15 protein-coding genes, 1 tRNA gene and 1 rRNA gene are annotated in these 19374 nt (G+C 63.0%); 6 read left to right on the top strand and 11 right to left on the bottom strand.

Going from position 1 to position 19374, the window contains the following annotated elements:
• The first annotated feature begins 61 nt into the window (after positions 1–61).
• A complete protein-coding gene (locus AB5Y68_RS10930; protein ID WP_201927498.1) occupies positions 62–1180 on the top strand; it encodes an ABC transporter permease in 1119 nt (372 codons plus the stop codon).
• A 114-nt stretch (positions 1181–1294) separates the two neighbouring features.
• Positions 1295–2260 (top strand): ABC transporter permease, encoded by a 966-nt coding sequence (locus AB5Y68_RS10925; protein ID WP_010672471.1) that lies wholly within the window; start codon positions 1295–1297, stop codon positions 2258–2260.
• 63 nt (positions 2261–2323) lie between these two features.
• Here AB5Y68_RS10925 and AB5Y68_RS10920 read toward each other — a convergent pair whose 3' ends face one another.
• Positions 2324–3229 (bottom strand): LysR substrate-binding domain-containing protein, encoded by a 906-nt coding sequence (locus AB5Y68_RS10920; RefSeq protein ID WP_039039541.1) that lies wholly within the window; start codon positions 3227–3229, stop codon positions 2324–2326.
• Positions 3230–3347: 118 nt separating this feature from the next.
• Between AB5Y68_RS10920 and AB5Y68_RS10915 the strand changes: the two genes are divergently transcribed.
• From AB5Y68_RS10915 to AB5Y68_RS10905, 3 genes are all read left to right on the top strand, one after another.
• Entirely contained in the window at positions 3348–4475 is a 1128-nt protein-coding gene (locus AB5Y68_RS10915) for an S-(hydroxymethyl)glutathione dehydrogenase/class III alcohol dehydrogenase (protein WP_039039542.1), read from the top strand.
• A gap of 48 nt (positions 4476–4523) precedes the next feature.
• Entirely contained in the window at positions 4524–5372 is an 849-nt protein-coding gene (gene fghA / locus AB5Y68_RS10910; RefSeq protein ID WP_039039543.1) for an S-formylglutathione hydrolase, read from the top strand.
• Positions 5373–5435: 63 nt separating this feature from the next.
• The gene (locus AB5Y68_RS10905) at positions 5436–5942 is read left to right on the top strand and encodes a DinB family protein (protein WP_039039544.1); all 507 of its coding nucleotides are present in this window, start codon (positions 5436–5438) and stop codon (positions 5940–5942) included.
• A 72-nt stretch (positions 5943–6014) separates the two neighbouring features.
• On the opposite strand, the gene AB5Y68_RS10900 is transcribed toward AB5Y68_RS10905, so the two are convergent.
• Complete coding sequence (locus AB5Y68_RS10900; RefSeq protein ID WP_039039545.1) at positions 6015–6737, bottom strand: head GIN domain-containing protein; 723 nt, start codon at positions 6735–6737, stop codon at positions 6015–6017.
• 298 nt (positions 6738–7035) lie between these two features.
• Here AB5Y68_RS10900 and ovoA point away from each other — a divergent pair, with 298 nt between their 5' ends.
• Positions 7036–9183 carry a 5-histidylcysteine sulfoxide synthase gene (ovoA, locus tag AB5Y68_RS10895; RefSeq protein WP_039039546.1) on the top strand — a complete coding sequence of 716 codons (2148 nt, stop codon included), beginning with the start codon at positions 7036–7038 and terminating at the stop codon, positions 9181–9183.
• Between the two features lie 58 nt (positions 9184–9241).
• Here ovoA and AB5Y68_RS10890 read toward each other — a convergent pair whose 3' ends face one another.
• From AB5Y68_RS10890 to AB5Y68_RS10850, 9 genes are all read right to left on the bottom strand, one after another.
• A complete protein-coding gene (locus tag AB5Y68_RS10890; RefSeq protein ID WP_039039547.1) occupies positions 9242–10213 on the bottom strand; it encodes a bile acid:sodium symporter family protein in 972 nt (323 codons plus the stop codon).
• Positions 10214–10486: 273 nt separating this feature from the next.
• Positions 10487–11932 carry an amino acid permease gene (locus tag AB5Y68_RS10885; RefSeq protein ID WP_039039548.1) on the bottom strand — a complete coding sequence of 482 codons (1446 nt, stop codon included), beginning with the start codon at positions 11930–11932 and terminating at the stop codon, positions 10487–10489.
• A gap of 167 nt (positions 11933–12099) precedes the next feature.
• Complete coding sequence (locus tag AB5Y68_RS10880) at positions 12100–12438, bottom strand: tRNA-binding protein (protein WP_039039549.1); 339 nt, start codon at positions 12436–12438, stop codon at positions 12100–12102.
• 62 nt (positions 12439–12500) lie between these two features.
• Positions 12501–13946: an amino acid permease gene (locus AB5Y68_RS10875; RefSeq protein ID WP_039039550.1), complete on the bottom strand. Its 1446-nt coding sequence runs from the start codon at positions 13944–13946 to the stop codon at positions 12501–12503.
• Positions 13947–14049: 103 nt separating this feature from the next.
• Entirely contained in the window at positions 14050–14505 is a 456-nt protein-coding gene (locus AB5Y68_RS10870; RefSeq protein WP_039039551.1) for a beta-galactosidase subunit beta, read from the bottom strand.
• Positions 14502–17576, bottom strand: a complete 3075-nt coding sequence (gene ebgA / locus AB5Y68_RS10865; RefSeq protein ID WP_039039552.1) for a beta-galactosidase subunit alpha — start codon at positions 17574–17576, stop codon at positions 14502–14504. Before ebgA ends, AB5Y68_RS10870 begins: the two co-directional genes overlap by 4 nt.
• Positions 17577–17897: 321 nt before the next feature.
• Complete coding sequence (gene ebgR, locus AB5Y68_RS10860; RefSeq protein WP_039039553.1) at positions 17898–18863, bottom strand: transcriptional regulator EbgR; 966 nt, start codon at positions 18861–18863, stop codon at positions 17898–17900.
• A gap of 164 nt (positions 18864–19027) precedes the next feature.
• A 5S ribosomal RNA gene (rrf, locus tag AB5Y68_RS10855) occupies positions 19028–19142 on the bottom strand.
• Positions 19143–19164: 22 nt separating this feature from the next.
• Positions 19165–19240, bottom strand: a tRNA-Thr gene (locus AB5Y68_RS10850).
• Between the last annotated feature and the right edge of the window lie 134 nt (positions 19241–19374).

The raw sequence follows: 19374 nt of genomic DNA, 5'->3' as shown, positions 1-19374 counted from the left end.
ACGGATTCGGCCTGATGATGGTCAACACACCAGTCCCCGACGATATCAAGGAGGCCCATTCATGAGCCAAGCACGTGTTCCTGCCTGGATATCCGTGGGCGTGCTGCCCGCAGTCAATATCCTGCTGGCCTTCCTGGTGTCGGCCATCCTGTTCTATTACCTCGACATCAGCCCCATCGAGGCAGCCGAAATCATGTGGTACGGCGCCTTCGGTACCGGCGAGGGGATAGGCTTCACCCTCTATTACGCCACCGGTTTCATCTTCACCGGTCTGGCGGTGGCGGTGGCCTTCCACGCCGGCCTGTTCAACATCGGCGGTGAGGGGCAGGCCTATATCGGCGGCCTCGGGGTCGGTCTGGTCTGTCTGCTGCTCGGGGACGTGCTGCCGTTCGCCCTGCTGCTGCCGCTCGCCATCATCGCCGGCGGCCTGTTCGGCGCGGCCTGGGCCTTCATCCCGGCCTGGCTGCAAGCCAAGCGGGGCAGCCACATCGTCATCACCACCATCATGTTCAACTTCATCGCCGCCTCCCTGATGGCCTACCTCTTGGTCGACGTCTTCAAGCCGCCAGGATCCATGGCCACCGAGAGCAAGGTGTTCGCCGTGGCGAGCTGGCTGCCGAAGATGAGCGAGCTGCTGGCGGCGGTCGGCGTGACGGTGCCGAACAGCCCGCTCAATATCAGCTTCTTCTGGGCGCTGATCTGTGCGGCCCTGGTGTGGGTCTTCATCTGGCATACCCGCTGGGGCTACGAGATCCGCTCCGTGGGCGCAAGCCAGAGTGCCTCCGCCTATGCGGGCATCTCCTACCCCAAGGTGGTGATCCTGGCCATGGTGATCTCCGGCATGCTGGCGGGCTTCTTCGCCCTCAACGTGCTGCAGGGTGAGCTGCACCAGATCAAGCTCAACTTCGTGGAAGGCTTCGGCTTCACCGGCATCGCGGTAGCCCTGATGGGCCGCAACCACCCGGTCGGCGTCATCATCGCCAGCCTGCTGTTCGGCTTCCTCTATCAGGGTGGCGCCGAGCTCAGCTTCGAGTTCGGGGTGGACCGCAACATCGTCGTGGTGCTGCAGGGTCTGGTGATCCTGTTCTGTGGCGCCCTGGAGCACATGCTGCGCCCGCGCATCGAGCAGGCCTATCTGGCCTTTGCCAACCGTTCAGCCGCGCAAGTCAAAGGAGCCTGACCATGTTCGAAACGCTGATATTGATGCTGGATGCCACCATCCGTACCGCGCCTCCGCTCATCCTGGCGGCCATGGATGACGGGGATGTTTTGCGAGCCGAAGGGAGTCCAAGCCATGTTTGAAATGCTGATCCTGATGCTGGACGCGACCATACGTACCGCGCCGCCGCTCATTCTTGCCGCTATGGCCGGGATGTTTTGTGAACGCTCCGGGGTGGTCAACATCGCCCTGGAGGGCAAGCTGCTGGCCTCCGCCTTCGCCAGTGCGGCGGCCGCCGCCGTCACCGGTTCCGCCTGGATTGGGCTGGGGGTCGGGGTGGGGATCTCCATCCTGTTCGCCCTGCTGCACGGCTTCGCCACCATCACCCACCGGGGTGATCAGGTGGTGAGCGGCATGGCCATCAACATCCTGGCGGCCGGCCTCACCGTGACCCTGGGGCGCTACTGGTTCGATCAGGGGGGCCAGACCCCGGCGCTCTCCGGCGCGGCGCGCTTCGCCCCCATCGACCTGCCCTATGCCAAGGAGCTCTATGACGTGCCCGTCATCGGCCAGCTCTACAGCGAGCTCTTGAGCGGTCACTCCCTGCTGGAGTACGTGGCCTTCGCCGCCGTACCCCTGGCCTGGTGGGTGCTGTTCCGCACCCGCTTCGGCCTGCGGCTGCGGGCGGTGGGCGAAGCCCCGGCGGCGGTGGATACCGCCGGTATCTCCGTTGTGCGCATGCGTTACACCGCCCTCATCATCGGCGGCCTGCTGGCGGGGATAGGGGGCACCTATCTGGCGGTGGCCCAGACCGCCCAGTTCATCCCCAACATGAGCGCGGGCAAGGGCTTCATGGCGCTGGCGGCCCTGGTGTTCGGCAAGTGGCGCCCCTGGAACGCCATGGCGGCCTGTCTGCTGTTCGGCTTCCTCGACGCGGTCGCCATCCGGCTGCAAGGGGTCAGCATCGGCGATTTCCCGATCCCGGTGCAGGCCATCGAGGCGCTGCCCTATATCCTGACGGTCTTCCTGCTGGCCGGTTTCATCGGCAAGGCGGTGGCCCCCAAGGCCCTCGGCACCCCCTACGTCAAGGAGCGGGAATAGCCCCGCCCTTCATGCCATGCAAAAGGCCCGCACATGCGGGCCTTTTCTTTTTCGGGCGACGGCTCAACCGATGGGCCGAACCAGGGCGGGTTGGTGGGGATCACTGAGGCGCTCGGCCAGATAGTCCACCAGCAGCCGCACCTTGGGGGAGAGGTGGCGGTTGTGGGGATAGAGGGCCCATATCCCCTCCTCGGGGGCCCGCAACTCCGGCAGCAGCTCGATGAGCTCCCCCCGGGCCAGGTGGTCGCTCACGTAGTAGTCCGGCAGCTGGATGATGCCGATCCCCTTGATGGCCGCATCCAGCAGAGCGTGGCCGCTGTTGCACTGAAGCAGACCGCGTACCCGCACGCTATGGGGTTTACCGTTCAGGGTGAAGTGCCACTCGTCGCCGTTGCCCACCAGGCAGGTGTGACGGGCCAGCTCCGAGAGACTGTTGGGCATGCCGTGGCGGGCGGTGTAGGCGGGGGAGGCACACACATAGGGTACCCGCTGCGCCAGCTTGCGGGCTACCAGGGTCGAATCCTTGAGGTGGCCGAGGCGGATCGCCAGATCGAACCCCTCGTGCACCAGATCCAGCAACTGGTTGGTGAGGTTGAGGGTCACCTCCAGCTGGGGGAAGCGCACCATGAAGTCGTTCACCAGGGGGGCGATGCGGCTCTCGCCGTAGGAGACCGGGGCCGTGATGCGCAAGGAGCCCTGGGGCACCGCCTGATGGCGTCCCACCGCCAGCTCCGCCTCGTAGAGGTTGTCCAGCAACTGGCGGCAGTGGCGAAAATAGATCTCCCCGAGTTCGGTGAGACGCACCTGACGGGTGGTGCGCAGCAGCAGCTTGGCCTGCAGCCTGTCTTCGAGCTGCGCCACCTGGCGGCTCACCTGGGCCACCGACACCCCGAGCTTGCGCGCGGCCGGGGTAAAGCCCCCCTGCTCCGCCACGCTGACAAATTCACAGACCCCTTCCCAGCCGAACATTATTACCTGTGTGTAAAAGTGATTTGATATTTAGCGTTATTATCACCAAATCGGCGGGAAACTACACTGGATCTCCGAACTCATTTCCGTTCATCCAACCACTACGAGGACGTCATTCATGGCACAGGTTCAGAGCATCAAGTGTAAAGCCGCCATCGCCTGGGGACCGGGTCAGCCCCTCTCCATCGAAGAGGTCGAGGTCATGCCGCCCCAGGCCGGCGAGGTACGGGTGCGGATCGTCGCCACCGGCGTCTGCCACACCGATGCCTTCACCCTCTCCGGTGAAGATCCGGAAGGGGTCTTCCCCTGCATTCTGGGCCATGAAGGGGGCGGTATCGTCGAGTCCGTCGGCGAGGGCGTCACCAGCGTCAAGGTCGGCGATCACGTGATCCCGCTCTACACCCCCGAGTGCGGCGAGTGCAAGTTCTGCAAATCCGGCAAGACCAACCTGTGCCAGAAGATCCGCGCCACCCAGGGCAAGGGGCTGATGCCGGACGGCACCACCCGCTTCTCCAAGGACGGCCAGCCCATCTACCACTACATGGGCACCTCCACCTTCAGCGAATACACGGTACTGCCCGAAATCTCCATCGCCAAGGTGGATCCGGCCGCCCCCCTGGAAGAGGTCTGCCTGCTGGGCTGCGGCGTCACCACCGGCATCGGTGCCGTGATGAACACCGCCAAGGTGAAAGAGGGTGAGAGCGTCGCCATCTTCGGGCTGGGGGGCATCGGCCTCTCCGCCATCATAGGCGCGCGCCTGGCCAAGGCCGGCCGCATCATCGCCATCGACATCAACGAGAGCAAGTTCGAGCTGGCCCGCAAGCTGGGTGCCACCGACTGCATCAACCCGAACACGTTCGACAAGCCCATCCAGGAGGTGATCGTCGAGATGACCGACGGCGGCGTCGACTTCTCCTTCGAGTGCATCGGCAACGTCAAGGTGATGCGCGCAGCGCTGGAGTGCTGCCACAAGGGCTGGGGCGAGTCGGTCATCATTGGCGTGGCCGGCGCGGGCCAGGAGATCAGCACCCGTCCGTTCCAGCTGGTCACCGGCCGGGTGTGGCGCGGCAGCGCCTTCGGCGGCGTGCGCGGTCGCAGCGAGCTGCCGAGCTATGTGCAGCGCTACATGCAGGGTGAGTTCAAGCTGAACGACTTCATCACCCACACCATGCCCCTCGAGCAGATCAACGAGGCGTTCGATCTGATGCACGAAGGCAAGAGCATCCGCACCGTCATCCACTACTGATCCCATGAGCGCCCCGCCCATCGCATGGGCGGGGCAAGGAGTCCTTACATGAATCTGGACATCATCAGCAGCAACAAGAGCTTCGGCGGCTGGCACAAGCAGTATCGCCACCGCTCCAATGTGCTGGGGTGCGAGATGCGCTTCGCCATCTACCTGCCGCCCCAGGCCCTCACCGGCCAGAAAGTCCCGGTGCTCTACTGGCTCTCCGGTCTCACCTGCACCGACGAGAACTTCATGCAAAAAGCCGGGGCCCAGCGCATCGCCGCCGAGCTCGGCATCGCTCTGGTAGCGCCGGACACCAGCCCCCGCGGTGAAGGGGTGGCGGACGATCCCGGCTATGACCTCGGCATGGGGGCGGGTTTCTACGTCAACGCCACCCAGACCCCCTGGCGGGATCACTACCAGATGTACGATTACGTCACCCGGGAGCTACCCGAGCTCATCGAGACCCACTTCCCGGTCTCGACGAAGCGCGCCATCAGCGGCCACTCCATGGGAGGCCACGGCGCCCTCATCGCCGCCCTGCGCGAGCCGGGTCGCTACCGCTCGGTGTCGGCCTTCAGCCCCATCAGCCACCCGAGCCGCTGCCCCTGGGGCCAGAAGGCCCTCGGCGCCTACCTCGGCAACAATCCCCTGCTGTGGCAGGAGTGGGATGCCTGCCAACTGCTGCGCCACCACGACAGCCCGCCCCTGCCGACCCTGGTGGACGTGGGGCTGGACGACCCCTTCCTGGCGGAGCAGCTCGGCATCGACACCCTGGCCGAAGTGGCCGCCACCCGGGCGTGGCCCCTGACGCTCAACCGCCATGCCGGCTACGACCACAGCTATTACTTCGTGGCGAGCTTCATCGAGGCGCACCTGCGCTTTCACGCCAACCACCTGGGCGAACCGGCCTGAGGCTGACCCGCTTGTGGCCGCCCCGTCAGCGGGCGGCCATTCACCCGGAAACAGGAGACAAGGATGCCTCTCTTCACCACATTGCTGGCCATGCCGGACCAGTTCGAGCGACTGCTGGCACAGGTCCCCACCGACCGTCTGGACTGGGAACCCGCCAACTGGGCCGGGATCCCCTCCGAGCGTTTCAGTGCCAGGGGGCACCTCTGCCACCTGCTGGACATCGAGGTGCTGGGCTATCAGGTGCGGTTTCGTCGCACCCTGGCGGAGGGCCTGCCGGAGCTCGCCTCCCTCGATGGCTACCAGCTGGCGCTGGACCATGATTACCCCCGGCAGGATACCGCCGCGCAGCTCGACCGGTTTCGCACCGCCCGCCTGCAGACCGTCGAATCGCTGAAGAAGGTGCCGTCCGACGCCTGGCATCGCCGCGCCCGCTATGGCGGCTATGGGGAGGTGACCCTGGACGGTCTGGTGCGCCTGCTCGTCAGCCATGACCACCAGCACCTCGCCGGCATGCAGTGGCTGCTGATGCGCCTGAACGCCGATCTGGGCCTCGCACTCCCCCTCGAGTGAGGCGTCGTCCCACAGTGTCGCATCCTGCAAAAAAGGCCCCGAGGGGCCTTTTTCATTGTTGCGATGATGGGATCAGCTCCCCAACCGGCTCACCTGACCCGAACCCGCGATCTCGCTGGTCAGCGCTGGGCTGCCCCAGTAGTTGACCGCACCGGCACCGGCGATCTCTATCTTGAGCCGCGATCGGGCCCGCACCTCGACCTCGCCACTGCCGGCGATGCTCACCTCGACCTCCTCGCTGGTGAGCCCGGCCCCCTTGACGCCACCGGCGCCGGCGATGTTCAGCGTCATCACCCGGGCGGAGCCCTGCCCCAGATCCAGGTTGCCCAGCCCGGCGATGTTGCCCTCCAGCCGATCCAGCGTCAGCCCGCTGGCGACGATGTCCCCCGTGCCCGCCAGGGAGAGCACCAGATCATCCCCCTTGAAGTCGCGCAAGGCGCCGTTGCCAACTCCCGCCAGTGCCAACTCGTGCAGCGTCGGCAGGGTGATGGTGATCTCCAGCGGCTGGGTGGGGTCGAGCCGGTAGCCATCCTTGACTTCGATCTCCAGCTTCTCCCCCTTCTCGGTGAGCACCAGATAGGGCAGCAGGTTGGCCTCCCCCTTGACCCTGAGGGTATGGCTCTCTCCCGCCACCAGGTACAGGTTGGCGGGCACGCCCGCCAGCACCCGGGTCACCTCATGCCCAAGGGGATGCTGCTGCTCCACCACGGCCCCCTCCCCGCGCACCTTGACGTCATCCTGCCAGCTGCATCCGGTCAGTCCCAGGGCCAGCACCACTCCCAGCATCCATTTCATCCCGCTACTCCTCGTTTCCTCTTTGCCGCACGACGCGGCAGGTGAGTGGCAATCAGCAAACCCTGTGCCATATGGCTAACATCATGATTTATCTATCCATTTCAATATTTCGAGGCTCGAAGGGTCCATAACAAAGAGTCATTCAGACCACAATCTGGTCAATCTGACCACACCCGAAGGGGGGTGTTGACCCATTTTTTTGGTTGCCGCCCCGGTTCGTTGAGCCAATAGTGATACCTGGTGCGTATAGAGCACTCCATCGCTGCTTCACCCGCCAGAATCAACAAGGAGTCAGAGCGTGACCCAAGCCAGCCACTCATTCGTCCATCCGGGCCTGCCTGCCCCCACCCGCACCCCGCTGCTGACCGGCGACGATCCCGACCACAAGCGCCGCGAGCTGCTCGCCTACTTCTGCCAGACCTTCGATCTCTACGACTCGCTGTTCGACTGCCTGGCCGACGAGCGGGCCTGGTTCAACAAGGCGATCCCCCTGCGCCACCCGCTCATCTTCTACTACGGCCATACCGCCGCCTTCTTCGTCAACAAGCTGCTGGCGGCCCGTCTCATCGAGAGTCGGCTCGACCCCCGCATCGAGGCCCTGGTCGCCATCGGGGTGGACGAGATGAGCTGGGACGATCTGGACGAAACCCACTACGACTGGCCCACTGTGGCCGAGCTGCGTGACTATCGGGGCCGGGTGCGCGCCCTGGTGTGTGAGTTCATCGAGCGAATGCCGATCGAGCTGCCCATCCATTGGCAGAGCCCAGCCTGGGTCATCCTGATGGGCATAGAGCACGAGCGCATCCACCTCGAGACCTCCAGCGTGCTGATCCGCCAGCTGCCCCTGGCCTGGGTGCGCAGCCAGCCCCAATGGCCGGTCTGCCCCGAGGCGCGCCACGATCTCGCCGCCGTCCCCGTCAACACCCTGCTGCCGGTGGCCGGCGGCCAGGTGCGACTCGGCAAGCAGGATGCCACCTACGGCTGGGACAACGAATACGGCGAGCGCCACATCGAGCTGGCCCCCTTCCAGGCCAGCCGCATGCTGGTGAGCAACGCCGAATACCTGGCCTTCGTGCAGGCGGGCGGATATGAAGCGCCCGCCTGGTGGGACGACGAGGGCCGGGGCTGGCGCCAGTATGCCAACGCCCGCATGCCCACCTTCTGGGTCGGCGATCCCAATGAACCCGAGCAGTTGCAACTGCGGCTGATGACCGAGCAGGTCCCCATGCCCTGGGACTGGCCGGTGGAGGTGAACCAGCTGGAGGCCGCCGCCTTCTGCCGCTGGAAGGCGGATCAGACCGGCCTGCCCGTCCAGTTGCCAAGCGAGGGGGAGTGGATGCTGCTGCGGGAGCAACTGGCCGGCGATCAGCCGGACTGGATGGAGGCCCCCGGCAACATCAACCTGGCCCGCTTCGCCTCCTCCTGCCCGGTGGATGCCTGCCCCCAGGGCAGCTTCTTCGATCTGGTGGGCAACGTCTGGCAGTGGACCAGCACCGCCATCGACGGCTTCGAGGGGTTCAAGGTGCATCCCCTCTACGACGACTTCTCCACCCCCACCTTCGACGGCAAGCACACCCTCATCAAGGGCGGGAGCTGGATCAGCACCGGCAACGAGGCACTCAAATCCTCCCGCTACGCCTTCCGTCGCCACTTCTTCCAGCATGCGGGCTTCCGCTACCTGGTCTCACGCCATCAGGAGCCCGTCATCGTGAACCCTTATGAAACCGACACCCTGGTCGCCCAGTATCTCGACTTCCAGTACGGCCCGAGCCACTTCGGGGTCGCCAACTACGCCGAGGCTCTGGCCGGTCTTGCCAGCGAGCTCTGCGGCCGCCATGAGCGGGCGCTCGACATCGGCTGCGCCACCGGCCGGGCCAGCTTCGAACTGGCTCGCCGCTTCGCCCACGTGGACGGGGTGGACTACTCGGCCCGCTTCATCGACGTGGCCCTGACCCTGGCAAGACAGGACAGCTTCCGCTACGCGGTGCCGGTGGAAGGGGATCTGGTGGAATATTGCGAGGCGCGCCTCTCCCGCCACGAGCTCGGTCGCGAGCAGAGCGAGCGGGTCCACTTCAGCCAGGGGGATGCCTGCAACCTCAAGCCCAGGTACGGCGACTACGATCTGGTGCTCGCCTCCAACCTCATCGACCGGCTGCGAGAGCCCGCCCGCTTCCTGCGGGACATTGCTCCGCGCCTGCGCAGCGGCGGCCTGCTGGTGCTCACCAGCCCCTACACCTGGCTGACCGACTATACCCCCAAGGCCAACTGGCTCGGTGGCATCCGGGAAAACGGCGAGGCCCTCGGCACCTATCAGGCGCTGCAACGGCTGCTGGCGGAGGAGTTCGAGGAGCACATGCCCCCGAGGGACGTCCCCTTCGTCATCCGCGAGACCGCCCGCAAGTACCAGCACACGGTGGCCCAGCTCACCGTCTGGCGCAAACGCTGACGACGCGGCAAACGAAAGAGGGAGGCCCACTGGCCTCCCTCTTCTTTATCCGGACCGCTTACCCCTCCTGAACCTGGGGCACCGCCTCCTGCTCGCGGTAGCGGCGGGCCAGCACGGCGCACACCATCAGCTGGATCTGGTGGAAGATCATCAGCGGCAGCACCATGACACCGACGCTGGCGGCGGGGAACATGACGTTGGCCATGGGCACCCCGTTGGCCAGGCTCTTCTTGGAGCCGCAGAAGACGATGGTGATCTCGTCCGCCCTGTTGAAACCGAGGCGACGGCTGATCCAGACGTTCCACCCCAGCACCAGCGCCAGCAGCACGCAGCTCAGCAGCACGATACTGGCCAGATCGTACCAGCCGACCTGGTGCCAGATCCCCTGCACCACCGCCTCGCTGAAGGCCACATAGACCACCAGCAGGATGGAGCTCTGGTCCAGCTTGCCGATGAGTGGCCGGTGGCTGTCAACCCAGCGACCGATGAGGGGGCGTGACAGGTGGCCCACCACGAAGGGCAGCATCAGCTGCACCATGATGGCCTGAATGGAGTGCCAGGTATCGACCCCCTCCCCCTGCACATTGATCATCAGCCCCACCAGCACAGGCGAGAGGAAGATGCCGAGGATGCTGGAGGCCGAGGCGCTGCACACCGCCGCCGACACATTGCCCCCCGCCATGGAGGTGAAGGCGATGGCCGACTGCACGGTGGCGGGCAGGGCGCACAGATACAAGAAGCCGAGATAGATGGCCGGGCTCAGCCACTGGGGCACCAGGGGCGTGAGCAGCAGCCCCAGCAGCGGGAAGAGCAGGAAGGTGCTGGCCATCACCACCAGGTGCAGCCGCCAGTGGCCGAGGCCCGCCAGCAGGTTCTGGCGCGACAGCTTGGCACCATGCATGAAGAACAAGAGCGCCACCGCCAGCTTGGTCAGCAGACCGAACCAGACGGCCACCTGTCCCTCGCAGGGGAAGAAGGAGGCCAGGGCCACCACGGCAATCAGCACAGAGGTAAAAGGATCCAGACGCACGGGGAGTCTCCAGAGAAAGCGCATCCCGCACGGGATGGGGACGACAGGGCACGGGGAAGGCGTCATCAGACGGCGACCCCGGATACGAAGGGACAAGCTTACCCCGAACACCCTGTGGTGCAAAGTTGAGCGGCAGCCTCATTTGTTTCATTTTGTTAAACGATAAAGCACATTCTCACAGCAAAACTAAACGAGTTTGCCCCTCCGGCCCCGGATCCGGCCAACAAAAAACGGGCGACCCTGGTCGCCCGTCTCCTGTTTGCCACATGCCGGTCAGCGCTGGCTGGCCAGCTTGCCGCTGCCGCTTTTCTTCTCATTACCGCCGAGCTTGCGGGCTTGGCGCTTCTCGAAGCGGGAGATCCACCAGTAGGCCAGCGCCGAGAAGACCGCGGTCATAAAGACGTTGATGAAGAAGGCGCGCACCAGATCCACTCCGGCCGGGAAGGCGGAGGCGCTCATGCTCACCACGAAGATGGCGATCAGCACCGACACCACGCCCATCCCGAAGGTGCGCGACCCCATGCGGAAGTCGCGGGGGGTGTCGTCATGTTTCCAGCGGAACACGAAGTAGGCCACCATGATGAAGATCGGCGGCAACATGGCAGTCCCGGCGGTGAGGTTGATGGCGGTGTTCATCATCTGCTGCACCGACTCGGAGCCGAAGCCGTTGACCACCAGCATCGCGAACACGAAGACAAACTGCCACCAGGCGGCACGCACCGGCACCCCGTGCTCGTTGAGCTGGGTGGTCTTCTCGCCGTAAACCCCCTGCGGGATCTCGGAGAAGTGGATCTTCACCGGTGCCGAGGTCCACATCATCATGGAGCCGAACATGGCGATGAACAGCACCACGCCGACGAAGCGGCCCACCAGCGCTTCGGAGAGCCCGAAATACTGCGCCATACCGGTGAAGATCTCCACCATGCCGCCGGCATAGGTGAGGCTCTCGCGCGGTACGAACACGTTCACCAGCAGGGAACCGACCGCATACATGGCACCGATGACGATACCCGCGCTGATGATCACCTTGATGAAGGACTTCTGGCCCCCCTTCACATCATTGAGGTAGGCCGCCGCCGTCTCGGCACCGCCCGCCGCCTGGAAGATCCAGCACATGATGCCCAGCGTCGCCCAGTTGACGGTAGGGGTCATCGCCTCCAGCGTGATGGGCTGGGCCGGTACATGATCGCCACTCAGAGCCATCAGGGCGCCCAGCACATAGATGGCGAACAGGGCAAAGACGCCGTAGGCCACTATTTCGGCAATCTTGCCGAGCCAGCTCGCCCCCTTGGTGGAGATGTGGGTCGCCGCCGCAAACAGCACGATGGAAATGACCGAGGTGACCATGGGCGAGAAGCTGTACTCATAGCCCAGCATGGCGTAGGAGGCGTAGGCGATGACGTTGGGCAGCAGGGAAACGAACCAGAACAGGTTCACGAACCAGTAGAGAAACGAGCCCAGATAGGCCATCCGGGTGCCGAGCGGTTTTTTCAGCCAGTCGTACATCCCCGACTCGGAGTTTTTATTGGCCGAGACGAACTCGGCGATGATGAAGACGAACGGGATGAAGTAGACGAGGGTCGCCAGCAGGAAGATGGGGGCGGAACTGAGCCCCAGCTCGATGTTGTTGTTGACGATGTTACGCACGTTGAACACGGCGGCAAAGGTCATCGACAACAGGGCAAACTTGCCTATGGTGCCGCGTACGGATTCAGACATGGTGTCCTCCAGTGGACTCGCGCTCCCTGCGGGTAACGCTGTGACTCTGTGATGTGTTTGGCAAGGGTCTGTCGACCCTGCCCTTTACTCTCTTGTTATGATCGGGCCGCGTGGACGGCCTTCTTGGTGAACCGGTGCAATCTCACCGCACCGGCTCGCAATACCATTCAGACGATCGGGGTGCCCGGCGCCATCGGCACCCGCGGCTGCAACAGCACGCTCTGGCTCTCGTCCGGGGTCTCGGCGCAGAGCAACATGCACTCGGAACGCTCACCGCGCATCCTGGTGGGCTTGAGGTTGGTCAGTACCACCACCTGGCTGCCCATCAGCTCCTCTTCGCTGTAGTAAGGCACCAGACTGGTGACGGTCTGCAGCGGCCGCTCGCCACCCACGTCGATCTGGACGATGTAGAGTTTGTCGGCACCGGGGTGACGCACCACCTCCAGCACCTTGCCCACCTTCATCTCGACCCGCTTGAATTCGGCAAACTCGATCGTCTCGCTCATGCACTTTTCCTTTTCTGGTTCAACGGTTTGCGGGTGGCCAACGGCCACCCGGTTTGATGGGGTCATGACGGCTGGATGACGACCTGCGCCGCTGGCTCGGCCTCTTTCGCGCGCGCTTCGGCGCTGAGGGAGGCCTCGTATCGGTTGTATTTCCACCAGGCGAAGCCGAGGAAGATCACGATCCCGCCGACGTTGTAGAAGACGATGGTCATGATGTCGGCGCCGGTCGGGAAGGTGGAGGCGAGGAAGCCCACCGAGAAGAGGACGATCAGCACCGAGACCACGGCGATGCCGGTGGTGCGCGAACCCATCCTGAAATCCCGCGGCAGGTGATCGAGCTTCAGACGCAGATTGAGGTAGGCCAGCATGATGAACAGCGGCGGCAGCATGGAAGCGGCGGCGGTCATGTTGATGACGGTGTTCATCAGATCCTGCGCTGTGTTGGAGCCCAGAGTCGGGATCACCATCAGCGGCAGCACGATGAGGTACTGGATCCAGGCTGCACGGGCGGGCACGCCGTTCTCGTTCAGCTCGACCGTCTTCTTGCCGAAGATGCCGGCCGGGATCTCGGAGAAGAAGATCTTCACCGGGGTCGCCGTCCACATCAGCAGGGAGCCGAACATGGCGGTGAAGGAGACCAGCCCGACGAAGCGGTTCATCAGGATCTCCGGCAGGCCGAAGTAGGCTGCCAGCCCCTCGAACACCTGCACCGAGCCGCCGGTGTATTTCAGGGTGTCGCTGTGGACGAACACGTTGATCAACAGCGATGCAATGGAGTAGAGCACGCCGATAAAGATCCCGGCGACGATGATCACCTTCACGAAGGACTTGGAGCCCCCCTTCACATCATTGACGTAGACCGCCACCGACTCGGCGCCACCGGCTGCCATAAAGATCCAGGTGGTGATGCCGAGGAAGGCCCAGCTGAAATCGGGGACCATGGCCTCTACCGTGATGGGGTCAGCCGGTTGCACGCCGCCCACCAGTGCCGCACCTGCCAGCAGAATGTAGGAGAGGGTCAGCAGCAGCATCAGGGACGAGGTCACCGAGGTGATGGGGCCGAGCATCTTGGCGCCGTTGGTGGAGACATAGGTGGCAAAGGCGAACAGCACCATGCTCAAGGCCGTGGTCGCCACCGGGGTGAGAATGTACTCGTAGCCGAGGAAGGCATAGGAGGCGTAAGCGATAACCCGCGGCAGCAGCGAGGTGAAGAAGAAGAGGTTCACGAACCAGTAGGTGTAGGCCGAGATAAAGGCCCAGCGACCGCCGAGGGAGCTCTTCACCCAGGCATAGACGCCCGCTTCGGAGTTCTTATTCAGTGACACAAATTCCGCAATGATCAGGCAAAACGGAATGAAGTAGAAAATGGTGGCCAGAAAGAACATCGGGGCCGAGGCCAGACCGATCTCGATGTTGTTGTTGATGACGTTGTTGAAGCTGAATACCGCCGCGAAGGTGAGCGACAGCAGACCAAACTTGCCTATCGTATTGCGTTTGGAATCAGACATGGTGCATCTCCAGACCTGTAGTTATCTCAGCGAAAGGGCGGGGCGTGATGTGTAGGGCGAGCCCCGCCCTTCCGGCTTTTGTCAGTGCAGAACCGGCGGCTTGTTATTTGTTTTTGAAGTAGCCGCCTTCGACGGTGACCTTGATGATCACCTTGCGCACCGGCCCGTCGCCGACGAATCGGTAGGCCTCGTCGTTCTCGAAGATCACCACCTGCCCATTACCCACCTGCTGGCGCTCACGCACCTCGCCAGCCAGCCACTCGCGGTCGGTGGTGTCGTCATAGGCCTGCTCGACCACCAGCTCGCTCTTGGCTGCCCACTCCACCGTCTCTTCCCCTTCCAGGTAGTAGTGAACGTCGAAGTAGCGGCGCTGCCCCTCGAACAGTGAGGTGGCCGGGCTGGCCCCCTCCTGCAAGCGGTAGGTGAGGGAGTCACCGATGGAGTGGCAGATACCTGGCTTGAGGTTCGGCAGGTTGTTGATGGCCTCCACGCAGCGGCCCCACTTCTTGCCCTCCCGGTAGATGTTTTTGAACAGGGTCAGGTTGTCCAGGGTGATCATGCGAGGTTCCTCCCGCCGTTGATGGTGAGATCGAGCCCGGCCAGCGCAGCCGGATTGAGGTTGCCACGGGCGATGGGCAGCAGGGTCAGGCCGAAGCTGAACGGCTCGAAGCGCACCCGCCAGGAGTCCAGCACCTCGGAGCCCCAGGAGTTGGAACCCAGCCCCAGCACCTTGTGATCCAGATTGAGGGTGAGATAACCGCTCGGTTCCAGCTCGTTGATGTGCTGCGCCGCGTGGATATGCTCCCAGCTGTAGGGCCAGACGCTCAGGTTGATGGGGGCATCGGGTCGCACGTAGAGACCGGCACCGTGACGATTGGTCAGGGTCGCCCAGCGCACCTGCTGGCGGTTGCCGTTGTCCTGCGGGAAGGGGTAGTGCTCCCACATCTCGCTGACTGTGCTCTGGAAGCTGTCGATCCAGTTGCTCTGGCGGCTGTCCTGATAGTTTTCGCCCGGCCCCATGCCGTAGTAGTGCACCCGGTCGAGATCCTGACGAATGCCCAGCTCGAAGCCGATCTTGGGGATGATGTCGTCATAACCGCCGTAGGGCTGGCCGGAGAGTGCCACGTGCAGCTGGCCGTTCGGGCTCAGGGTGTAGACGTAGCGGCAGCGCATGCCGAAGTCGAACACCGGCGGCGCGATCAGGCTCTCCACCGTCACCTCGACCGCCTCGCCCAGCTGACGCCAGCTTAAGGTGCGGAAGTGCTCCTGCATGATCTGCAGGTGGTTCGGGTGCCACAGGCTCTCGTACTCCTGCTTGTGGTTGTCGATCATCGGCTTGAAGAAGGTGAGGCGTGGGGCTCGCTCGATGAGTTCGATACCATCCTGCTGCCAGCTCACCAGCTTGCCATCGAGGCGCGAGAAGCGCAGGGCAAAGCCGCTGCCGCTCAGGGTCAGCGCGAGGCGCTCATCGGCAATCTGCAACGGGGTGGCATTGGGATTGGCAAAGGGCTGCAGCTGGCGAGTCGATGCCTTCAGCTGGAACTGGTACTGGCCCAGTTCGTGCTCCGCCGCGCTGTAGCGGGTAGCGGTGGCCTTGATGACCCGCAGCTGGACGAAGGTTTCTCGCCCATCGAGGGATGGCAGTTCGAGTTGCAACTCGGTGATGGCACCGGGGGCCACCCCTTCCAGCCGGAGCTGCTGGCTGGCCAGCAGTTCGCCCTCGGCCTTCACCTCGACCAGCAGGCGGATATCGTCGAGAGTGGAGAACCAGTAGCGGTTTTCCACCGCCAGCTTGCCGCTCGCCAGATCTACTGCCCGCACCTTGACCGGGCAGATCACCTGCTTGTATTCACGCAGGCCCGGCCCCGGGGTCTGATCCGGGTAGATGAGGCCATCCATGCAGAAGTTGTAGTTATTGGGGTAGTCGCCATAGTCGCCGCCGTACTTGTAGACGGGGCGGCCCTGCTCGTCCTGATCCAGAATGCCGTGATCGCACCACTCCCAGATGTAGTGGCCCTGAATGTGGGGATGGCGGTCGAACACCTGCTGGTATTCGCTCAGGCCACCCGGGCCGTTGCCCATGGCGTGGGCGTATTCGCAGAGGATACGCGGCTTGGCCATCGGGAACTCGCCGAAGCAGTTCATCTGGGAGACGCGGGAATACATGGTGCTCACCACATCCACCACCTCGGCATCGCGATCCTCTTCGTAGTGCACCAGCCGGGTCGGGTCGATCCCCTTGCAGCGCTGGTACATGGCCCTGATATTGCAGCCGTAGCCGGACTCGTTGCCGAGCGACCAGATGATGATGGAGGGGTGGTTCTTCTGGGCGTGCACGTGGCGCTCGATCCTGTCCACGAACACCGGCTCCCAGAAGGGGTCATCGGTGATGCGGCTGAGATCGCCGACGTTGGCAAAGCCGTGGGTCTCCACGTCGGTCTCCGCCATCACGAACAGACCGTACTGGTCGCACAGCTCGTAGAAGCGCGGGTCATTCGGGTAGTGGGCGGTGCGCACCGAGTTGAGGTTGTGCTGCTTCATCAGCACGATATCGCGTTCAACACGGTCCATGCCGACCGCGCGGCTCTTGAGGTGGTCGTTGTCGTGGCGGTTCACCCCGTGCAGCTTGAGGTAGTGGCCGTTGACATGGAAGAGGCCATCCTTGACGGTGATTTCACGCACCCCGACCCGCTGCGGGATCACCTCCAGCAGCTCGCCCTGAGCGTTGTAGAGGGAGAGTTGCAGCTGATAGAGGTAAGGGTCTTCGGCGCTCCACAGATGGGGGTTGGCCAGATCCAGCGTGAAGCGGCAGTCGAGCTTGCCGTCGATGGCGAGATGGTCGAGGGAGCCGCTGGCGATCTCGCTGCCCTGATCCAGCAGCGACCAGACCAGACGGTGATCCTTGGCCGACTCGCCCAAGTTTTCGAGCTGGATGTCGCAGCTCAGGGTGGCGCTCTGGTTGTCGTCAGCCAGCGCGGTCTGGATGAAGAAGTCCTGCACATGGACCGCCGGTTTGCCCACCAGGTAGACGTCGCGGAAGATACCCGCCATCCACCACATGTCCTGATCTTCGATGTAGGTGGAGTCCGCCCACTGCATCACCCGCACCGAGAGCAGGTTTTCGCCAACCTTGGCGTAGGCGCTGATATCGAACTCGGCGGTAAGGCGGCTCCCCTTGCTGAAGCCGACGTAGTGGCCGTTCACATAGACCTCGAAGTAGGTCTCCACCCCGTCAAACTTGATGATCACCTGCTCGCCGTCCCAGGCCGGGCTCAGCGTGAAGCTGCGCTGATAGGCGCCGGTGGGGTTGTTGGTCGGCACGAAGGGCACGTCGATGGGGAAGGGAAAGCCTTCGTCGGTGTACTGCAGCTGACCATGTCCTTCCATCTGCCACATGTTGGGCACGGTGATCTGGCCCCATTCGTTCATGGGGCTGTGATAGAAGGCCTCCGGCACCTGCAGGGGGTGGTCGAAGTAGTAGAACTGCCACTGGCCGCCAAGGCTCAGAAAACGGCGGCTCAGCTCGCGCTGCATGGTGGCCGCCAGCGCGTGGTCGGCATAAGAGAAGAAGTAGGCGCGCGGGGCCAGCCTGTTTTCACCAACGAATTGGACGTTTTCCCAGTTATTCACATGTCCTCCCGGAACAAGGCAACGTTAACTGGGTAAACTCTAGATAAACATTTACTAAATATCAGCTTTGAATTGGTAAAGTTTTAACCTGATCACAATGAACAGATGGTTTTGTGAGCGAGATCAGAAGCGGGAGATAAAGGAAGGCAAGATATGGAGGAGTGGCATGGATGTTGATAAGAGTTGGCTGACTATCAACAAAATCAATTATAAAACAATATGATATGAAGTTACTGGATGATATGGGAAAGAGGTTTGCTTGGGAGAGGTGTCGCACCACCGCAAGATGGTGCGACTAAAAAGCAAAGTGTTTTACTAAAATTAGCGGGTAGTGCCACGCAGGGTCAGCTTGCTCGGTACCAACACCCGGAGTGGAATATCACGCTCGTCTCGCAGCCGCTCAACCAGCAGATTGACCCCCTGGGAGCCCATCAACTCGGAGTGGATCCGCACCGTGGAGAGCGGCGGGAAGGTGAACTTGGCGGTCGGGATATCGTTGACGCTGATAAGCTCGATCTGCTGGGGAATCGCCAGTCCCTTCTCGTGGATGGCACGCAGCACGCCGATGGCGATGGAGTCGGAGGCGACGAACAGCGCCTTGGGCCAATCCCCTGCCAGCATCTCCTTCGCCAGCTTGTAGCCGGAGGCACTGGAGAAGTCTCCGCGATAGAGGTCGCTCTCCTGCACCACGCCAAGCCGCTGGCCATAATCGCGAAAGGCGAGTTCCCGCAGATCCGGGCCATCATCCTGGCCACCGATATAGCCGATGCGCTGATGGCCCTCGGCGATGAAGAAGTCCACTACCTGCTGGCTGATGAGTGCCAGATCCACATCAATCGAGTCAAAATCGCCCTGAGAGCGGCAATCCACGAACACCAGCTGGGCAGACAAGCCGCGCAGCACGGCCAGCCGTTCTTCCGGCAGATGGCCGATGACTAGGATGCCATCGACGGCAGAGAGCTCACGCCCCTCGGCACCGTTGTAGCAGTGGGCCAGCTCGATGTTGAGGCGGGTGCACTGGGTCTCGATGCCGTAGCGGATGGCGAGGTAATAGGGATCGTTGACCTCGGTGCTCTGGGGATAGGCGTAGACAGCCAGGAGCTGCAGCTTGCTCTTGTGCACCCCTTTGCGGGCGCTGCTGGTCTTGTACTCCAGCCGCTCGGCAATCTCGAAGATCTTCTGCCTGGTCTCGTCCTTGACGCTCAGGCTGGGATCCTCGTTCAGCACACGGGATACGGTAGCAAGCGATACCCCCGCCTCCTGTGCAATTTCCTTCAACGTAGCCATCAATACCTCGCAGGCAGCATCACGTGTTCATCGGGCAACGGCTAAAGAGTAACGAGCAATCCCTTGATAGCCCAGCATTTTTACTGAAATAGAAGCAGGGAATTGCGGCGGGAGGACAGAAATGCAAAAAGGCCTCCCGTATGGGAGGCCTCTTCTGAATAGGTGCCTGACAGTGTCCTACTCTCGCATGGCGAATGCCACACTACCATCGGCGCTACCGCGTTTCACTTCTGAGTTCGGCATGGGATCAGGTGGTTCCACGGCGCTATTGCCGTCAGGCAAAAGCTGTACTGCTTGAAAATGGTGCTGATACCCAGAATCGAACTGGGGACCTCATCCTTACCAAGGATGCGCTCTACCGACTGAGCCATATCAGCACACTAACCGGTAAAGACCACGCTCAATGCGTAATCTAAAATTGGGTGCCTGGCAGTGTCCTACTCTCGCATGGCGAATGCCACACTACCATCGGCGCTACAGCGTTTCACTTCTGAGTTCGGCATGGGGTCAG

Origin of the sequence: Aeromonas sp. R6-1 (assembly GCF_040908165.1) — a bacterium.
Lineage (GTDB): Bacteria > Pseudomonadota > Gammaproteobacteria > Enterobacterales > Aeromonadaceae > Aeromonas > Aeromonas caviae.
The sequence above is the reverse complement of the archived record's forward strand: the minus strand, read 5'-3'. Positions and strand labels throughout refer to the sequence as shown.

Bases quoted from the DNA above. Each gene is read 5' to 3' on its own strand.
- AB5Y68_RS10930 (WP_201927498.1), top strand. From the start codon at position 62: ATGAGCCAAGCACGTGTTCCTGCCTGGATATCCGTGGGCGTGCTGCCC.
- AB5Y68_RS10925 (WP_010672471.1), top strand. From the start codon at position 1,295: ATGTTTGAAATGCTGATCCTGATGCTGGACGCGACCATACGTACCGCG.
- AB5Y68_RS10920 (WP_039039541.1), bottom strand. From the start codon at position 3,229: ATGTTCGGCTGGGAAGGGGTCTGTGAATTTGTCAGCGTGGCGGAGCAG.
- AB5Y68_RS10915 (WP_039039542.1), top strand. From the start codon at position 3,348: ATGGCACAGGTTCAGAGCATCAAGTGTAAAGCCGCCATCGCCTGGGGA.
- fghA (WP_039039543.1), top strand. From the start codon at position 4,524: ATGAATCTGGACATCATCAGCAGCAACAAGAGCTTCGGCGGCTGGCAC.
- AB5Y68_RS10905 (WP_039039544.1), top strand. From the start codon at position 5,436: ATGCCTCTCTTCACCACATTGCTGGCCATGCCGGACCAGTTCGAGCGA.
- AB5Y68_RS10900 (WP_039039545.1), bottom strand. From the start codon at position 6,737: ATGAAATGGATGCTGGGAGTGGTGCTGGCCCTGGGACTGACCGGATGC.
- AB5Y68_RS10885 (WP_039039548.1), bottom strand. From the start codon at position 11,932: ATGTCTGAATCCGTACGCGGCACCATAGGCAAGTTTGCCCTGTTGTCG.
- AB5Y68_RS10880 (WP_039039549.1), bottom strand. From the start codon at position 12,438: ATGAGCGAGACGATCGAGTTTGCCGAATTCAAGCGGGTCGAGATGAAG.
- AB5Y68_RS10875 (WP_039039550.1), bottom strand. From the start codon at position 13,946: ATGTCTGATTCCAAACGCAATACGATAGGCAAGTTTGGTCTGCTGTCG.
- AB5Y68_RS10870 (WP_039039551.1), bottom strand. From the start codon at position 14,505: ATGATCACCCTGGACAACCTGACCCTGTTCAAAAACATCTACCGGGAG.
- ebgR (WP_039039553.1), bottom strand. From the start codon at position 18,863: ATGGCTACGTTGAAGGAAATTGCACAGGAGGCGGGGGTATCGCTTGCT.